Raw genomic sequence first — 17,181 nt, 5'->3', positions numbered from 1 at the left:
ATGACGATGGTCATGGAGCCGCAGACCGAGGCCGCCTTCCAGGAGCTCAAGGCCGAGGTGACCGAGTGGGTCCGCGGTCGCGGCGAGGAGTGGGCGGAGGAGATCGAGCGCACCGGACAGGTCGCGCCCGAGCTGTTCCAGGAGCTCAAGGACAAGGGGTGGCTGTCGCTCGCCGCCCCGGCCGAGCTCGGCGGACGGGGCATCCCGTTCTCGCGCTACCTCGAGATCATGGAGATCGTGTCGCGCTCGCACGCGTCGATCCGCATGCTCGTGCACGTCATCAACGGCACCTGGCGCGCCATGCAGCCGTACGCGACGCCGGAGCAGCTCGACGAGGTCGTGAAGCCGAGCGTCGCCGGCGACAAGCTCGTCGCGTTCACGCTGACCGAGGCGACGGCGGGCACGGGTGCCGACATCCGCACGACCGTCCGCCGCGAGGGCGACACCTACGTGATGAACGGTGAGAAGCACCTCATCACGTTCGGCGTGAAGGCCGACTACTGGCTCATCGCCGCGCGCCTCGAGGGCACCACGGGCCAGGACGGCACCGTCGCGTTCCTCATGCCGAACTCCGGCCTGCCCGGCGCCGAGGTGATCGACGACTCCGACACCATGGGCATCCGTGGCACCGACCACGCGATCCTCCGCTTCACCGAGACCCCGATCCCGGCCTCCGCCCGCTTGGGCGAGGAGGGCCAGGGCCTCGAGGTCGCACTCGGCGGCTTCCTGCTGCCGAGCCGCGTGTCCGTCGCGATGAGCGCCGTCGGCCTCGCCGAGCGTGCGAACGAGCTCGCCGTCGAGTACGCGAACAAGCGCGAGACGTTCGGCAAGAAGCTCTCCAGCCGGCAGGCGATCCAGTTCTACGTCGCGGAGAACTACGCCGACATCGCCGCCGCGCGCGCCCTCGTCCTCGAGGCGGCCCGCGCCTACGAAGAGGGCCGTCCGGACGCAGGCACGCTGTCCAGCGCCTCGAAGATGGTCGCCGTCGACATGCTCGCCCGCGTCACCGACAAGGCACTGCAGGTGCACGGCGGCCAGGGCTACTGGAAGCGCAACGCCATCGAGCGCGTCTACCGTGACGCGCGCGCGCAGCGCTTCGAGGAGGGCACCAACGAGATCCAGAAGCTGGTCGTCGGACGCGCCGTCGTGACCGGCCAGGCCGGGTTCTGACCCGCAACCACTCCATGGCCTGGAGGCGCGGTGCGGGCCCGCACCGCGCCTCCAGGCCCTGACAACGCAAGGAACACATTGGCTGCAACCACTGCTCCCATCGCCCTCATCACGGGCGCTTCCCGCGGCATCGGCCGCCTGCTCGCGCAGAAGCTCGGCCAGCGCGGCGTCACCGTCGTCGTGACGTACAAGGGCAACGCCGACCTGGCCGAGGAGTCGCTCGCCGACGTCAAGGCCGCCGGCGGCGACGGGATCACGGCGCAGGTCGACATCGAGCAGCCCGAGTCGATCGACGCGCTGTTCGACCTGGTCCGCGACACGTACGGGCGTCTGGACTACTTCGTCGCGAACGCCGCCGCGAGCGCCTTCAAGCCCGTCGCGGACCTCAAGCTGCACCACCTCGACCGCAGCTACGCCACGAACGCCCGCTCGTTCGTGCTCGGTGCGCAGCGTGCCGCGCAGCTCATGGACAAGGGCGGCCGCATCGTGGTGGTCACCTCGTACGGGTCGCTCCGCGCGTTCCCGACGTACGCCGCGCTCGGTGCCGCGAAGGCCATGAGCGAGTCCTACATGAAGTACATGGCGGTCGAGTTCGGGCCCCGTCAGATCACCGTGAACGCGGTCAACGGCGGGCTCATCGACACCGACTCGCTCGAGTACTTCTACACGAAGGTGCCCGGTCAGGCGCCGATCGACACCGTGTTCGAGAAGCTCCCCCTGCAGCGACCAGGCACCGCCGACGACATGGCCGACGCGGTGGACTTCCTGCTCTCCGACAAGGCCGGCTACATCACGGGCCAGGTGCTGTCGGTCGACGGCGGCCTGACCGTGATCGCCCCGCCGTTCTGGGCGGACACGACGTCCCCGCTGCGCGACGCGGTCCTGCCGCCGGCCGACGCTGCTGCCGACTCGGCTGTCGACACGGCAGAGTAGGCGCATGAGCACCGTCGCCATGCCCGACCTCGCCGTCGTCTCCTCGCCGTGGACGCTCGGCCCCCTGACCCTGCCGAACCGGGTGGTCATGGGGTCGATGCACACCGGGCTCGAGGTGCACGACGACGGCGGGGCCGGCATGGCGGCGTTCTACCGTGAGCGCGCCGCGGGCGGTGCCGCGTGCATCATCACCGGCGGCATCGCGGTGAGCGACGAGGCCCGTGGTGGCCCGGACTTCGCCGTGTTCGGCGTCGGGGGAGCGGACGAGCGGTTCCGTGCGGCGGTCGACGCCGTGCACGACGCCGGTTCGGTGATCCTCGCGCAGCTCTTCCACGCCGGGCGGTACGCGCTCGCGTCGGGGATGGTCGACCGGCACGGGGAACCCCAGCGTGTGGTGGCCCCGTCCGCGTTGCCGTGGGCGGCTGCCCGTGGCGTGGTGCCGGTCGAGCTGACCGCCGCCGAGATCGAGCAGACCATCGAGGACTTCGCCGACGCCGCCCGGTCCGCGCGGGACATCGGCTTCGACGGCGTCGAGATCATGGCGTCCGAGGGCTACCTCATCAACCAGTTCCAGTCGCCGCTGACGAACCTGCGCGACGACGAGTGGGGCGGGGACGCGGTCCGGCGTCGTCGGTTCACGGTGGCGGTCGTCGACGCCGTCCGCAGGGCGGTACCGGACCTCGCCGTGACGATCCGGCTCTCCGGCGCCGACCTGATGCCCGGCTCGTCGACCGACGACGACGTCGACGCGCTCGTGCACGAGCTGCTGCCCCTCGGCCTCGACGGGATCTCGGTCGGCATCGGCTGGCACGAGTCCCGCACGCCGACCGTGCAGGCCGCGGTGCCGCACGGCGCGTGGCTCGCGTACGCCGCCCGCATCGCCGGCGTCGTCCGCGCTTCGGCGTACCCGGACGTGAAGGTCATCGCGTCGAACCGGATGACGGACCTGCGCGACGGTGAGGCCGTGCTGGCCGACGGGCTCCTCGACGCGGTCGCCCTCGCGCGCCCGTTCCTCGCCGACCCCGCGATCGTGAACCGGTCGCTCGCCGGCGCCTTCGACCTCGTCAACACCTGCATCGGCTGCAACCAGGCCTGCCTCGACCGCTCGATCGTCGGCCAGCCCGTGTCGTGCCTGGTCAACCCGCGCGCCGCCCGCGAGGTCGCCTTCCCCGCTCGCCCGACGACCGACCCGAAGCGCGTCGACGTCGTCGGTGGTGGCCCGGCCGGGCTCGCCGCCGCGGTCGACGCCGCTCGTCGCGGCCACACCGTGACCCTCTGGGAGGCGTCCGACCGGCTGGGCGGACAGTTCGACCTCGCCGCGCTGGTGCCCGGCAAGGAGGACTACGCGGCGACGGTCCGCGCCGCCCGCGCCGAGCTCGAGGACCGCGGCGCGACGATCCACCTCGGTCGGGCCGCCACGGCCGCCGACCTCACCGCGAGCGAGGCCGTCGTGCTCGCCCCCGGTGTCGTGCCCCGGACGATCGACGTCCCCGGTGCCGACCTGCCGCACGTCCGGTCATACGAGCGGGCGCTCCGCGAGGGCGTCCCCGCCGGGACCGTCGCGATCATCGGCGGCGGTGGGATCGGCGTCGACACGGCGGCGTTCCTCGTCGAGTCGCCCGACGAGGCCCGGCGAGCGACCGAGTTCGGCGCCCGCTGGGACCTCGACGTCGCCGACACCGTCGTGGGAGACGTGCCGCAGCGGCTCCCCGTGGCGACCCGCACGCTCCGACCCGGCGGCGACGTGACCGTCCTCCGTCGCTCGGGCAAGTTCGGGCAGGGCATCGGCATCACCTCCCGCTGGGTGGCGATCGGCCGGCTCCGGGACGCCGGCGTGCACCTGGTCGGCGGCGTGCAGGAGTACCTCCGCATCGAGCCCGGTGTGCTCTGGATCCGCGACGAGCACGGCGAGGAACGCGGCGTCCCCGCGGACAACGTGGTGGTCTGCGCCGGGCAGGAGCGGGCGCTCGGGACGGGCGCCGAGGCGGGCGCAGGGTCGTCCGACGGACTCGAGCCGGGCCTGGTGGCAGCCGATGTGCCGTACGCCGTCGTGGGCGGCGCACGCGACGCCCGGAGCGTCGACGCGGTGCGTGCCACGTCCGAAGCGCTCGAAGCGGTTCGGCGACTCGCACCCTGACGGCGCGTCCCGACTCGCTTCTCGCTCGGAAACCTGCAAGAATGAACGGTCGAATCGTGTCCGCTCGACCCTCTATCCAGCGGATCACGTTCTCATCGAGCTTCCACCGTGTGTGCCCCCACGCCCGCGGTCCGGTTCAACCACAACAACACGCAACAGGAGCATTTGTGGCTGTCAAGATCCGTCTCAAGCGTCTCGGTAAGATCCGGGCGCCGTACTACCGCATCGTCGTCGCCGACTCGCGCACCAAGCGCGACGGTCGCGTCATCGAGGAGATCGGTCAGTACCACCCGACCGAGGAGCCCTCGGTCATCAAGATCGAGTCCGAGCGTGCGCTCTACTGGCTCGGCGTCGGCGCGCAGCCGACCGAGCAGGTCGCGGCCCTCCTCAAGCTGACCGGCGACTGGGCCAAGTTCAAGGGCGAGAAGGACACCGAGTCCAAGGTCAAGGTCGCCGAGCCCAAGCAGGCGTTCGTCGTGGACTCCTCCAAGAAGGCCGTCCTCAAGCCGAAGTCGGAGAAGACGGCCCCCGCCGCCGCTCCGGCCGAGTCGGCCGACGAGACCGCAGAGACGACCGAGGCGTAATTCCTTGCTCGAATCCGCGCTGACGCACCTCGTCAAGGGGATCGTCGATCACCCTGACGACGTGCGCGTCGCCAGTTCCACCTCCGCGCGGGGCGAGGTCCTCGAGGTGCGTGTGCACCCCGAGGACCTCGGCCGCGTGATCGGTCGCGCCGGACGGACCGCAAAGGCGCTGCGCACCCTCGTCTCGGCTCTCGCCGACGGCAAGCGGGTGCGTGTCGACGTGGTCGACACCGATTCCTAGGGAGACGACCCAGCTCCGGGTGGGTCGCATCACGAAGGCGCACGGGCTCAAGGGCGGCATCAAGCTCGAGCTCTACACCGACGACCCGGATCGTCGGTTCACGCCCGGAGCAGTGTTCACGCTCCAGGTCCCGGACGACTCGCCCTGGGCCGGCAAGACCATCGCACTCGACGAGCTCCGCTGGTACAACGGCCACCCGGTCGCCTTCTTCGAGGGCATCGGGGACCGCACCGCAGCCGAGACGCTCGCGCGGGCGATCCTCTGGGTCGAGCAGGACGCCGACGCCGAGACCGGTGAGGACGACGCCTGGTACGACCACCAGCTCGTCGGGCTGACGGTCCTCCGCGACGGCGTCGAGGTCGGTACCGTCGCGCGGGTCGACCATCTGCCGGCGCAGGACCTCCTCGCCATCGACACCCCGTCGCGGGGCGAGGTCCTCGTGCCGTTCGTCTCGGCGATCGTGCCCGCGGTGGACATCGCCGCCGGCACCGTCACCGTGACGCCGCCGACGGGCCTGTTCGAGGACCCCGAGGACACGTCCCGACCCGAGACCGTGACGGACTAGCGCGCGTGCGCATCGACATCGTCACGATCTTCCCGGAGTTCTTCTCCGTGCTGGACGTCTCGCTGCTCGGCAAGGCCCGCTCCGGCGGCCTGCTCGACCTGCACGTGCACGACCTCCGCTCGTGGACGACCGACCGGCACCGCACCGTCGACGACACCCCGTACGGCGGGGGAGCGGGCATGGTCATGAAGCCCGAACCGTGGGCGCTCGCGCTCGAGTCGCTGTTCCGGCCCGACGGCTCGTCGACCCTGGTGGTCCCGACGCCCGCCGGCACGCCGTTCACGCAGTCGATCGCGCGCTCGCTCGCGTCGACGTCGGACCACCTCGTGTTCGCCTGCGGGCGGTACGAGGGGATCGACGCCCGGGTCTTCGAGTGGGCCGCGGCGCACGCCACGGTCGTCGAGCTCTCGCTGGGCGACTACGTGCTGAACGGCGGCGAGGTCGCAGCGATGGCGATGATCGAGGCCGTCGGGCGACTCGTGCCCGGAGTCGTCGGGAACCCCGAGTCCCTCGTCGAGGAGTCCCACGAAGACGGGCTGCTCGAGTACCCCTCGTACACGAAGCCCGCGTCCTGGCGTGGCTTCGACGTGCCGGACGTGCTGCTCAGTGGGCACCACGCCCGCGTCGGTGCGTGGCGGCACGAGCAGCAGGTGGAGCGGACGCGGCGCGTCCGGCCGGACCTGCTGCCGGACGCGTAGGGCGCGGCTGGCGCTGCGGGCGTCTCTCGCTCTCGCGGCACGGGCCGCGCCGCACGGCTGTGACCTGTCGCTTTCGCGGCGTCGGCGCCGGCCGCGCACTGCGAGACAGGAGGCGCGGGAGCGGCCCGCACCGCGCCTCCCGGCCCGGACGTGACCACCTGGGCTCGGTGCGCCGCCGGCTGCGGACCGTCAGACGGTCGCGTCGGCGCGCTGGGCGCGACGCAGGGTGAGGACCTCGGGACCGGCGTCGGTCACGGCGACGGTGTGCTCGACGTGCGCGGCGCGCGAGCCGTCGACGCTCTTGAGCGTCCAGCCGTCGTCGTCCTGGAACAGGTCGGCGGTGCCCTGCATGAGCCACGGTTCGATCGCCACGACCAGCCCCTGCTGGAGCTTGAGACCGCGCCCGGGCCGGCCGTCGTTCGGGACGTGCGGGTCGCCGTGCATCGTCCGGCCGACGCCGTGCCCGCCGAACTGCAGGTTCACGTCGTAGCCGGCGTCCTTCGCGACGCGACCGATCGCGTACGAGACGTCGCCGAGCTTGTTGCCCGTGCGGAACTGGGCGATGCCCGCGGTGAGCGCGCGCTCGACGGTGTCGATCAGGCGCTGGTCGTCCTCGCGCGGGGTGCCGACCTGCACCGTGACAGCGGAGTCCGCGACCCAGCCGTCGACGCTCGCGGCGAAGTCGAGGCTCACGAGGTCGCCGTCGACGAGCACACGGTCGTACGGCAGGCCGTGCAGCGCCGCGTCGTTGACCGAGGTGCAGAGGTTCTTGCCGAACGGCGACTTGCCGAACGACGGGTGGTAGTCGACGTAGCAGCTCACCGCGCCGCGGTCGGCGATCATCCGTGCGGCCACCCGGTCGAGGTCGAGCAGGTTCACGCCGACGTCGACGGTGTCGAGCAGTTCGTCGAGGACGTCGGCCACGAACCGTCCGGCGGCGCGCAGGCCGTCCAGCTCGGCGGGGGTGCGGAGTTCGATCATGGGACCATCCTCGCGCGTTTTGCGGACGTGGGTTGCTGTGGCAAGATGGGTAGCCGTGCCCTGGCTGGACTCTGCCACGGGGGAGTCGCCGACACCGGGCACACACCTTCACTTACCGAATTCGATCCGCGGCGACCCGTGTGCGTCCGCAGAGAGTGACCCAATCATGAGCCAGCTCCTCGACCACGTCGATGCAGCGTCGCTGCGCACCGACGTCCCGGACTTCCGCCCCGGCGACACCATCAAGGTGCACGTCAACATCATCGAAGGCACGCGCTCGCGTGTCCAGGTGTTCCAGGGCGTCGTCATCGGACGCCAGGGTCACGGCCTCGGCGAGACCTTCAAGGTCCGCAAGGTGAGCTTCCAGGTCGGCGTCGAGCGCTGGTTCCCGGTGCACTCGCCGATCATCGACCACATCGAGATCGTCACCAAGGGTGACGTCCGTCGTGCGAAGCTCTACTACCTCCGCGAACTCCGCGGCAAGGCTGCCCGTCGCAAGATCAAGGAGAAGCGCGACTCCTGATCGCCTTCACAGTGAGCGTCCGCGAGCCGGACGCCGCTGTCGGCCCCTCGTCCATGTACGGTTGTGCATCGACGGGGGGCTTTCCCTTTTCGTGGACTCCTGCGGTCCGCGACGGGATCCTGTGGTTGAACGAGAGCGGAAATGACGGACACGACTGACGAAACCGGGCGCCGGCCCCGTGTCGAGAAGAAGCGGAACGGTGTCCTCACCTTCCTCCGCGACCTCGTCATCATCTTCATCGCGGCGTTGCTCGTCTCGTTCCTCGTCAAGACCTTCCTGATCCGGTCGTTCTACATCCCGTCGGCGTCGATGGAGAACACGCTGCAGATCAACGACCGGGTGATCGTCAACGAGCTCGTGCCCGACGTGGTGTCCCTCAAGCGCGGTGACGTCGTCGTGTTCAAGGACCCGGGCGGGTGGCTCACCGACTCCGAGGTGCCGAACGTGACGCCGACTACGCAGCCGGCGAAGGCCATCGACTGGCTCCTCACCCAGGTCGGCCTCGGCACCGGCGACAGCGACGACCACCTCATCAAGCGCGTCATCGGCCTGCCCGGCGACAAGGTGTCCTGCTGCAACGACCTCGGGCAGATGTCCGTGAACGGCGTGCCGATCAAGGAGCCGTACCTCAAGCTGCCCACGGGGGAGACCCGCGCCTCGGGGACCGACTTCTCGGTGACCGTGCCGAAGGGCACCATCTGGGTGATGGGCGACAACCGCTACGACTCGAAGGACTCGCGGTACAACGGCGACACCCCGTCGAAGGGGTTCGTGCCGCTGTCCGACGTGACCGGCCGTGCCTTCGTCATCTCGTGGCCGTCGAGCCGGTGGACCTGGCTGGACGACCACCCCGAGGTGTTCGCAGGCGTGGAGGAGCGAGAGAAGTGACCGCCGTCCGGCCGTCGCTCCGGCTCGAGAAGAAGCTCCTGGCCGACGGCCGGGTGACCGTCATCGGGATGGACGAGGTGGGCCGCGGCGCGATCGCCGGGCCAGTCGCGGTCGGGGTCGCTGCCGTGACGCTCGACATCGGCCGGGTGCCCCAGGGGCTCGCGGACTCGAAGCTGCTCACCGCCGCTCGTCGCGAGGCCCTCGACCCCGTCGTCCGCCGGTGGACCCGGACCGCGGTGGGGATGGCGTCCGCCTCGGTGGTCGACGAGCAGGGCATCGTGCCGGCGCTCGGGCAGGCCGGTGCGTCGGCGATCGGGGCCCTCGTGGCGGATGGCCTCTCGCTCGACGGGGCCGTGGTCGTGCTCGACGGCTCGTTCGACTGGCTCACCCGTGCCGTCCCCGTGACGCTCCGGCTGCCGTCCGACCCGCTCGAGGTCGTGGTGCGGGTCAAGGCCGACCGGGACTGCGCCTCGGTCGCTGCGGCCTCGGTCGTGGCGAAGGTCGCTCGTGACGCGCTGATGACGGCTGCGCACGACGAGGCGCCGCACTACGCGTGGGCGTCGAACAAGGGGTACGGGTCGACGGCGCACTACGACGCGATCCGATCGGTGGGGGCGCACGCGCTGCACCGGAAGAGCTGGTTGCACCAGGCGTCGAGCGTGGCGCTGGACGGGTTCGCCGAGATGGACGCGCTGGCGGGCTGAGCGCGTTCGGTCGCGCGTCGGGCTGCGGGTCGGTCGCGGTGTGTCGTCGGTGCTCCCGTCGCCGTAGACTGTGGGCGCGATGGATGACGACGAATTCGACGACTACGACCGCGAGGTCGAACTGGCCCTGTACCGCGAGTACCGCGACGTCGTGTCGCAGTTCCGGTACGTGGTCGAGACCGAGCGACGTTTCTACCTGGCCAACGAGGTGGAACTCGCCCGCCGTGACACCGAACACGATTTCTACTTCGAATTGACGATGAACGACGTCTGGGTGTGGGACGTCTACCGTTCCGACCGCTTCGTGAAGTCCGTCCGGGTGCTGACGTTCAAGGACGTGAACGTCGAGGAACTCACTTCCCGCGAACTCGAGCTGCCGAAAGAACTCGCGCTCGACGAGTGATCTTCACTTCTTTTCGGTGAATCTGAGAATCGCCGAGACAATTGTGCCGGAATGCATTCCGCCCGCTAATGTGAAGGGGATTTCCCGTCCCCTGCACAAGGAGCACGTCATGGCACAGAAGGTCACCGTTCAACTCGTCGACGATCTCGACGACACGCCCATCACCGCCGGCTCGGGTCGGACCGTCGAATTCGCCTTCGACGGATCGTCGTACGAGATCGACCTGACCGACGACAACGTCGACAAGTTCCGTGAGGCGATCTCCGACTACGTCGCCGCTGCGCGCAAGGTCTCCGGCCGTCGTTCCGGTGGGACTGCTCCGAAGGCGGCGCCGAAGCGCGGCAACTCGGAAGAGCTCGCCAAGATCCGTGAATGGGCGAAGGAGAACGGGTACGAGGTCTCGACCCGCGGGCGTATCTCCACCCAGGTGCAAGAAGCGTACGCAGCCGCACACTGAGTGCCCCTGCTGCAGGACCCCGGACGGCTTCGGCCGACCGGGGTCCTTCCTTGTCCTCCACAGGTCGTCGTCCGCCGATTCCCGTCCACAAATCGTCGAGGTGCGACTTGATGGCGCTTCGATTCCCGGGATCGTCGTGGCGGAGGCAACGACATGGAACGAACACCGCTGCGGAACAGCAGTCTCGGACGATTCGGCGAAGAACAGGCCGCGGAATGGCTCGAACGCCACGGGTTCCGCGTCGTCGAACGCAATTGGCGATGCGCCCGCGGGGAGATCGACATCGTCGCGTGGCAGTCCTGCACGCTGTGCTTCATCGAGGTGAAGACCCGGTCGGGGAACGCGACCGGCCATCCGTTCGAGGCGATCACGGCCTCGAAGGTCACACGACTGCGCCGCCTCGTGCCGGCCTGGTTCGCGGACCATCCCGAGGTGTCGGCGCGGATGATCCGCATCGATGCCGTCGCCGTGCACGTCGACGGTGACCGCGTCGGGGTCGAGCACGTGGCGGGTGTGCTGTGACGACGGACATCGGGCGCGCGTCGGCGATCGCGCTCGTCGGGGTCCAGGGGCGCGTGATCGAGGTCGAGGCACACCTCACGAGCCAGCTGCCCGGCTTCAGCATCATCGGGCTGCCGGACGCGGCCCTGGGCGAAGCGCGTGAGCGGGTCCGGTCGGCCAGCGCCGTTGCAGGCTGTCCGCTCCCGGCGCGGCGGATCACCGTGAACCTCACCCCGGCGTCGATCCCGAAGCGTGGTTCCGGGTTCGACCTCGCCATCGCCATGGCGGTCCTCGGGGCCGAGGGCATCGCGCCGCAGGTCTCCCGCGACGTCGCGTACATCGGCGAGCTCGGACTCGACGGGCGGGTCCGGCCTGTGCCCGGGGTCATCCCGATGGTGATCGCCGCGCGGGACGCCGGCATCCACACGGTCGTCGTGCCGTTCGGCAACGTCGAGGAAGCCCGGATCGTGCCGGGCGTCGAGGTGATCGGCACACCGTCGCTCCGGGCGAGCGCGATCACCGCCGGTGCGCTCCTGCCGCCGGTCGAGACCGACCCCGTCCTGCAGCCCGCCGTGGCTGAGGTCCGTCCGGACGTGCACGACCTCGCAGACGTGATCGGCAACGCCGTCGGCGTCCGGGCGGTGATCGCGGCCGCGGCCGGAGGACACCACGTGTTCCTGCTCGGCCCGCCCGGCGCCGGCAAGACGATGCTCGCCGAGCGGCTGCCGGGGCTCCTGCCGGACCTCGACCCCGAGGCAGCGCTCGAGGTCGCGGCCGTCCGCTCCGTCAGCGGGCTCGGCAACCAGTCCTGGAGTGTGCGACCGCCGTGGGAAGCGCCGCACCACTCGTCGTCGGCGATGGCCCTGATCGGTGGGGGCTCGGGGCTCCTCCGCCCCGGTGCCGTGTCGCGGGCCACGCGCGGGGTGCTCTTCCTCGACGAGGCGACCGAGTTCCCGCGGGCGGTCCTCGACGCGCTCCGCCAGCCGCTCGAGTCCGGTCGGATCACGATCCACCGCAGCGTCGGCAGTGCCGAGTTCCCCGCACGGTGCCAGGTCGTGCTCGCGGCGAACCCCTGCCCGTGCGGCAACGCGGGGACCCGGGGTGGCCCGCTGTGCTCGTGCAGCCCGAGCACGGTGCGGAAGTACCTCGGCCGTCTCTCCGGACCGCTCCTCGACCGGATCGACATCCGCGTGGCGGTGCCCCGGGTGACGACGGGCACGATCCGCTCGGCGGAGGGCACCGCGCCCACCACCGCCGAGGCGGCAGCGCGTGTGGCCGCAGCCCGACGTCGGATGGCCGATCGGCTGCTCGGCACCGGCTGGGCCTGCAACGCCGAGGTAACCGGGCCGTGGCTCCGGTCGGAAGGCCGGGCAGAGCCGGGCGCGACGGCACCCCTCGACCGGGCACTCGACTTCGGCACGCTGACGATGCGGGGGTGGGACCGGGTCATGCGGTTGGCGTGGACGATGGCCGACCTCGACGACGTCGAGCGTCCGGGCTCCGCCGAGGTCCGGCGCGCGCTGACGCTGCGGAGCGCGCTGTGACCGCGCCGTCCGGCGACGACACCCTCGCCCGGGTCGTCTGGAGCGTCCTCGCCGAACCGGGCGACGCCGTCGCGGGAGAACTCGTCGCGGCGCTCGGACCGGACGAGTCCCTCGCACTGGTCCGTCGTGCGGCTGCGGGCGGCGCGAGCGAACTCCTCGAGCAGGTCGGTACGGTCGCGTCGTTCGCCGACGGCCCCGACCGGGTCCGCGCGGCGCTCGAGTCGGCGTTCGACCGGTGGCGACCGCGCCTCGGGGGAGCGGACGACCGCGCCGTCGCGGCCAGGGCGTCCGCCACCGCGGTCGGCGCGCGCATCCTCGTCCCGGGCACGCCCGAGTGGCCGAGCGGGTTGGAGGACCTCGGGCCGCACGCGCCGTTCGTGCTCTGGAGCCGATCCGAGCTGGCCGACCCGGTCGGCGCCGCGGGCTGCCGCGGGGCGCTCGCGATCGTCGGGTGCCGGGCGAACACCGTCGCCGGGGCCGAGGCCACGGCGGAGATCGCCTCCGTCGCGGCGGACGACGGCGTCGAGATCGTGTCCGGCGGCGCGTACGGCATCGACGCCGTGGCCCACCGGGTCGCCGTCGCCGCCGGGACCCCCACGACGGCGGTGCTCGCCGGCGGTGTCGACCAGTTCTACCCGGCGGGCAACCACGACCTGCTGCGCAACGTGCTCGGACGGGGCCGGGTGCTGTCCGAGTCGCCACCGGGGACCCGGCCGACGCGGTGGCGCTTCCTGCACCGCAACCGGCTGATCGCTGCCCTCTCGGGGGCGACGGTGGTCGTCGAGGCCGCTGCTCGGTCGGGGGCGCTCAACACCGCCCACCACGCGCTGCACCTCGGTCGTCCGGTGTTCGCCGTGCCCGGGCCCTTCGCGTCGGCCGCCTCGGTCGGGTGCCACCGGTTGATCGCCGACGGGAACGCCCAGATCGTCGTCCAGCCCCGTGACCCGGTCGCAGCGGTGTCCGCGGTCGCCGACCACGACGCGCCGCCGGTGGCGGAGGTCCTCGCCCTCGGGACCCGGTCGGATCCGCACGTCACGCGGGCGCTCGACGCACTCGACCGGCGGCCGCTCCCGGTGGAGGAGATCGCCCGTCGCAGCGGGCTCTCCGTCGACGACACGGCGGACGCGCTCGCCCTGGCGCAGCTCGAGGGGCTGGTGGTGGCCCTGGCCGAGGGATGGTGCCGACGATGACGGACGTCGGACCTACGCTGGGCGGGTGACGGAACGCACCGGGGAACGGCTCGCAGTGGCGGTGGACGCGTTCCTCGCGCACGCCCGCCACGGCCGCGGACTCAGCGAGCAGACCGTCCGCGCCTACGCCAACGACCTCGAGCAGCTCATCGCGTTCGCCACCGCACGCGGAGTCGATCGGCTGTCGGACCTCGGCCTCGAGCTGCTGCGCGACTGGCTGTGGGATGCCGACCACCGGGGCCTGGCTCGGTCCACCATCGCTCGCCGGTCGTCGTCGGTCCGGGCGTTCACCCGGTGGGCGAGCGAGTCCGGGTGGATCACGTCCGACCCGGGCGTGCGGCTCCGGGCGCCGAAGGGGGCGTCGCACCTCCCGCGCGTGGTGTCGTCCGACCAGGTCCGGACGATGCTCGACGGATTGGCCGCTCGGGCTGCGACCGACGATCCCGGCGCGCTGCGCGACCTCGCGGTCGTGGAACTCCTGTACGCGGCGGGGATCCGGGTGAGCGAACTCGTCGGCATCGACGTGCGCGACCTCGATCGGGGCCGGCTGACCGTCCGGGTGCTCGGCAAGGGCGGGAAGGAGCGCGTCGTGCCGTTCGGGGTTCCCGCACGCGACGCGCTCGAGGCGTGGCTCGACCGTGGTCGCCCGGCGTTGCTCACCAGCGCGCAGGCGGGCGACGGCCCCGCGGCGGACGATGGCCCCGCGGCGGGCGGTAGCCGCGTGGCGGTCGGCGGCCGCGCTGCGGGCGGTGGCCGCGCGGCGGTCGGCGGTGCCCGGAACGCCGCGCCGGCAGCGGACGCGCTGTTCCTCGGTGACCGCGGTGGCCGGCTCGGGGTCCGAGGCGCGTACCGGATCGTCGCTCGGCTCCTGCAGGACCTGCCGGGCGAGGGCCCGAGCGGTCCGCACACCTTCCGGCACACGGCGGCGACGCACCTGCTCGACGGGGGAGCGGACCTCCGTGCCGTGCAGGAGCTGCTCGGGCACGCGAGCCTCGGGACGACCCAGATCTACACGCACGTCTCCTCCGCACGGCTGCGGGAGGTCTACCGCACGGCACACCCCCGCGCCTGATCGGACTCACCCCGTCCAGGCGGACTCGGGCAGCAGCACCGGCCACGCCGCCGCGGGCAGGTACGGCGTCGGATCGACGTACCGGTCGTCGAGCCGTGCGCCGACGTGCAGGCACGGGTCCGCTGCCGGACAGTGGCCGACCGACACCGTGCCCACCGCGTCACCCTGCGCCACGGTGTCTCCCGTCGCGACCCCGGGCGCGACGGAGTCGACCGTGCTCCGGAGCCCGCCGCCGTGGTCGATCGTCACGACCCCGCGTCCGGCGACCTGCCCGGCGAACGTCACCGTCCCGTCGTTGACGGCCACCACCACGGTCCCGAGCGGTGCCCCGACGTCGATCCCGCGGTGGCCCGCTGCGTAGTCGTCCGCCGGGGCCTCCCACGGACGGCCGACCACCCGGCTGCCGGTCGGCCACACCCACGGTGCCTCCGCCGTCGCGCGGCCGAGGTCGGCACGGGAATCCTCGAGCGGCGGCGGGACGGCCCGGTCCACCACGGTTGGGACGGCACCGGGTCCGATGACGAGTCGGCCAGTCTCGACCAGCGGTGCGCCGGCCGCCCACCGGTTGCCCGCGGAGAGAAGCGACACGACGAGCGACACGACGAGCACCACGACCGCGCCGACGGCGACGGCGGGGACTGGATGACGGAACGGCATGGGCACAGCCTCCCGGCGGTGGACGCGGAGCGTGTCGGCGGTGCGTCGAACTGTGGAGGGCGAGCCGCGCCTCCTGGCTTGTGGAGGGCGAAGCGCGCCCGATGCGTGCGCAACGGGCGACATCATCGGTGTCGTACGACGTCGACCATGTCGCAACCGGGCGGACGCAACCGTTGCGTGCGCGCGGGAGCGACAACATCGCTGTCGTACGACGTCGACCATGTCGTTCCGAGTCGGACCGCACCCACCCACCCCGCCCACGCGCCGCACCCACCCCCCCGCCCGCGCGCCCGGTTGGCCCCCGCGCCCGATCCGGGAGTACAGTCGGGGCCGCTCCGGAACACGCAACGCCGCTCGGACGGCGAACCAGCCGACCGCCGGGGCACCGTGCAGCATCCCGCACGGCGGCGGGAAACCTGGAGCATCGTGTCGAACGCGACAACGCAGCACGGCGAAGACCGTGCATTCAAGGGGAAGGTCACGCTGTTCGCCATCGCGGCAGCGGTCGGCGGCTTCCTCTTCGGATTCGACTCGTCCGTCATCAACGGTGCGGTCGAGGCCATCAAGGGCGAGTTCGGCCTGTCCGAGGCAGCGAGCGGCTTCGCCGTCGCCTCGGCACTCATCGGCTGCGCGTTCGGCGCCTACTTCGCCGGCCGCCTCGCGGACCGCTGGGGTCGCACGCGCGTCATGTTCTGGGCCGCCGTCCTGTTCTTCGTGAGTTCGATCGGCAGCGCGTTCGCGTTCGCCACCTGGGACCTCGTGATCTGGCGCCTCGTCGGCGGTCTGGGCATCGGCACCGCGTCGGTCATCGCGCCGGCGTACATCTCCGAGGTCTCGCCGAAGGCCATCCGCGGTCGCCTGGCCTCGTTCCAGCAGCTCGCGATCACGCTCGGTATCTTCGCCGCGCTCCTGTCCGACCAGCTCTTCGCGGTGACCGCCGGCGGCGCCTCGGAGCAGGTGCTCGGCCTCGCCGCGTGGCGCTGGATGTTCCTGGTCGGCGTGATCCCCTCGGTCGTCTACGGCGTCCTCGCCATCACGCTCCCCGAATCGCCGCGCTTCCTCCTCGCCAAGGGCAGGACCGACGACGCGCGCGAGGTGATGGGCAAGATCGTGCCGCGCGACACGGTCAACACCAGCCTCGAGGAGATCCAGGACGGCATCAAGAAGGAGGCCAGCGAGAAGAAGGGCTCCATCCGGGGCAACCGCTTCGGGCTCCAACCGATCGTCTGGGTCGGCATCATCCTCGCGGTGCTGCAGCAGTTCGTCGGCATCAACGTGATCTTCTACTACTCGACGACGCTCTGGCAGGCGGTCGGCTTCAAGGAGGACCAGTCCTTCCTCATCTCGACCATCACCTCGGTCGTGAACGTCGCCGTCACCTTCATCGCGATCTTCACGGTGGACAAGCTCGGTCGGAAGCCGCTGCTCATCGCGGGTTCGACGGGCATGTTCGTGTCGCTGCTCATGGTCGCGATCGCGTTCTCGCAGGCGACGATCGTGAACGGCGAGCCGAACCTCCCCGGTGCGTGGGGCGTCATCGCGCTGATCTTCGCGAACCTCTTCGTCGTGTCGTTCGGCGCAACCTGGGGTCCGCTCATGTGGGTCCTGCTCGGTGAGATGTTCCCGAACCGCATCCGTGCGACGGCACTCGGCATCGGGTCCGCGGCGAACTGGATCGCGAACTTCCTCGTCACCATCACGTTCCCCGTCCTGTCCGGCTTCAACCTGACCGTGACCTACGGCATCTACGCGCTGTTCGCCCTGCTCTCCCTCTTCTTCGTCATCGCGAAGATCCCGGAGACCAAGGGCCGCTCCCTCGAGGAGATGGGCATCACGGCCGAGGGCGACACGGTCGACGCCAAGGCCTGACGCGCCAGCGTCACCACCGTCCAGGAGGCGCGGTGCGGGTCCGACCCGCACCGCGCCTCCTGTG

19 protein-coding genes are annotated in these 17,181 nt (G+C 71.4%); 17 read left to right on the top strand and 2 right to left on the bottom strand.

What is annotated here, in order from left to right:
- The 7 genes from ACEN8D_RS04725 (at position 1) to trmD (ending at position 6,328) form a co-directional block, all read left to right on the top strand.
- The gene (locus ACEN8D_RS04725) at positions 1-1,170 is read left to right on the top strand and encodes an acyl-CoA dehydrogenase family protein (RefSeq protein WP_071302165.1); all 1,170 of its coding nucleotides are present in this window, start codon (positions 1-3) and stop codon (positions 1,168-1,170) included.
- Between the two features lie 78 nt (positions 1,171-1,248).
- Positions 1,249-2,103, top strand: a complete 855-nt coding sequence (locus ACEN8D_RS04720) for an SDR family oxidoreductase (protein ID WP_309779843.1) — start codon at positions 1,249-1,251, stop codon at positions 2,101-2,103.
- Between the two features lie 4 nt (positions 2,104-2,107).
- Positions 2,108-4,240, top strand: a complete 2,133-nt coding sequence (locus ACEN8D_RS04715; RefSeq protein WP_413398713.1) for an oxidoreductase — start codon at positions 2,108-2,110, stop codon at positions 4,238-4,240.
- 167 nt (positions 4,241-4,407) lie between these two features.
- On the top strand, positions 4,408-4,824 hold the full coding sequence (rpsP, locus tag ACEN8D_RS04710) for a 30S ribosomal protein S16 (protein ID WP_070416404.1): 417 nt from the start codon (positions 4,408-4,410) through the stop codon (positions 4,822-4,824).
- Between the two features lie 4 nt (positions 4,825-4,828).
- Positions 4,829-5,065 carry an RNA-binding protein gene (locus ACEN8D_RS04705; RefSeq protein ID WP_022902329.1) on the top strand — a complete coding sequence of 79 codons (237 nt, stop codon included), beginning with the start codon at positions 4,829-4,831 and terminating at the stop codon, positions 5,063-5,065.
- Between the two features lie 19 nt (positions 5,066-5,084).
- Positions 5,085-5,630, top strand: coding sequence for a ribosome maturation factor RimM (gene rimM / locus ACEN8D_RS04700; RefSeq protein ID WP_022905821.1), 546 nt, complete (start codon positions 5,085-5,087; stop codon positions 5,628-5,630).
- A 5-nt stretch (positions 5,631-5,635) separates the two neighbouring features.
- Positions 5,636-6,328: a tRNA (guanosine(37)-N1)-methyltransferase TrmD gene (gene trmD, locus ACEN8D_RS04695; protein ID WP_070416402.1), complete on the top strand. Its 693-nt coding sequence runs from the start codon at positions 5,636-5,638 to the stop codon at positions 6,326-6,328.
- A 189-nt stretch (positions 6,329-6,517) separates the two neighbouring features.
- Here trmD and map read toward each other — a convergent pair whose 3' ends face one another.
- A complete protein-coding gene (map, locus tag ACEN8D_RS04690; protein ID WP_413399343.1) occupies positions 6,518-7,309 on the bottom strand; it encodes a type I methionyl aminopeptidase in 792 nt (263 codons plus the stop codon).
- Positions 7,310-7,475: 166 nt separating this feature from the next.
- Here map and rplS point away from each other — a divergent pair, with 166 nt between their 5' ends.
- The 9 genes from rplS to ACEN8D_RS04645 all read left to right on the top strand — a co-directional run bounded on the left by rplS (position 7,476) and on the right by ACEN8D_RS04645 (position 14,591).
- A complete protein-coding gene (rplS, locus tag ACEN8D_RS04685) occupies positions 7,476-7,832 on the top strand; it encodes a 50S ribosomal protein L19 (protein WP_022905818.1) in 357 nt (118 codons plus the stop codon).
- 141 nt (positions 7,833-7,973) lie between these two features.
- The gene (gene lepB / locus ACEN8D_RS04680; protein ID WP_413399342.1) at positions 7,974-8,720 is read left to right on the top strand and encodes a signal peptidase I; all 747 of its coding nucleotides are present in this window, start codon (positions 7,974-7,976) and stop codon (positions 8,718-8,720) included.
- On the top strand, positions 8,717-9,424 hold the full coding sequence (rnhB, locus tag ACEN8D_RS04675) for a ribonuclease HII (RefSeq protein ID WP_413399341.1): 708 nt from the start codon (positions 8,717-8,719) through the stop codon (positions 9,422-9,424). The genes lepB and rnhB overlap by 4 nt, the downstream gene beginning before the upstream one ends.
- Before the next feature lie 79 nt (positions 9,425-9,503).
- On the top strand, positions 9,504-9,827 hold the full coding sequence (locus tag ACEN8D_RS04670) for a DUF2469 family protein (RefSeq protein WP_070419101.1): 324 nt from the start codon (positions 9,504-9,506) through the stop codon (positions 9,825-9,827).
- Positions 9,828-9,936: 109 nt separating this feature from the next.
- Positions 9,937-10,284, top strand: coding sequence for a histone-like nucleoid-structuring protein Lsr2 (locus ACEN8D_RS04665; RefSeq protein ID WP_070416398.1), 348 nt, complete (start codon positions 9,937-9,939; stop codon positions 10,282-10,284).
- A gap of 153 nt (positions 10,285-10,437) precedes the next feature.
- On the top strand, positions 10,438-10,806 hold the full coding sequence (locus ACEN8D_RS04660) for a YraN family protein (protein ID WP_070416397.1): 369 nt from the start codon (positions 10,438-10,440) through the stop codon (positions 10,804-10,806).
- On the top strand, positions 10,803-12,329 hold the full coding sequence (locus ACEN8D_RS04655) for a YifB family Mg chelatase-like AAA ATPase (RefSeq protein WP_309779836.1): 1,527 nt from the start codon (positions 10,803-10,805) through the stop codon (positions 12,327-12,329). The genes ACEN8D_RS04660 and ACEN8D_RS04655 overlap by 4 nt, the downstream gene beginning before the upstream one ends.
- Positions 12,326-13,519, top strand: a complete 1,194-nt coding sequence (gene dprA / locus ACEN8D_RS04650) for a DNA-processing protein DprA (protein ID WP_413461404.1) — start codon at positions 12,326-12,328, stop codon at positions 13,517-13,519. The genes ACEN8D_RS04655 and dprA overlap by 4 nt, the downstream gene beginning before the upstream one ends.
- Positions 13,520-13,544: 25 nt before the next feature.
- On the top strand, positions 13,545-14,591 hold the full coding sequence (locus ACEN8D_RS04645) for a tyrosine recombinase XerC (protein ID WP_495601174.1): 1,047 nt from the start codon (positions 13,545-13,547) through the stop codon (positions 14,589-14,591).
- Between the two features lie 6 nt (positions 14,592-14,597).
- On the opposite strand, the gene ACEN8D_RS04640 is transcribed toward ACEN8D_RS04645, so the two are convergent.
- Entirely contained in the window at positions 14,598-15,248 is a 651-nt protein-coding gene (locus ACEN8D_RS04640) for a M23 family metallopeptidase (protein ID WP_413461935.1), read from the bottom strand.
- A gap of 426 nt (positions 15,249-15,674) precedes the next feature.
- Between ACEN8D_RS04640 and ACEN8D_RS04635 the strand changes: the two genes are divergently transcribed.
- Positions 15,675-17,117 carry a sugar porter family MFS transporter gene (locus ACEN8D_RS04635; protein ID WP_071296160.1) on the top strand — a complete coding sequence of 481 codons (1,443 nt, stop codon included), beginning with the start codon at positions 15,675-15,677 and terminating at the stop codon, positions 17,115-17,117.
- Positions 17,118-17,181 lie beyond the last annotated feature (64 nt).

The sequence above is a fragment of the Curtobacterium sp. Curtsp22 genome, assembly GCF_059492135.1.
The sequence above is the reverse complement of the archived record's forward strand: the minus strand, read 5'-3'. Positions and strand labels throughout refer to the sequence as shown.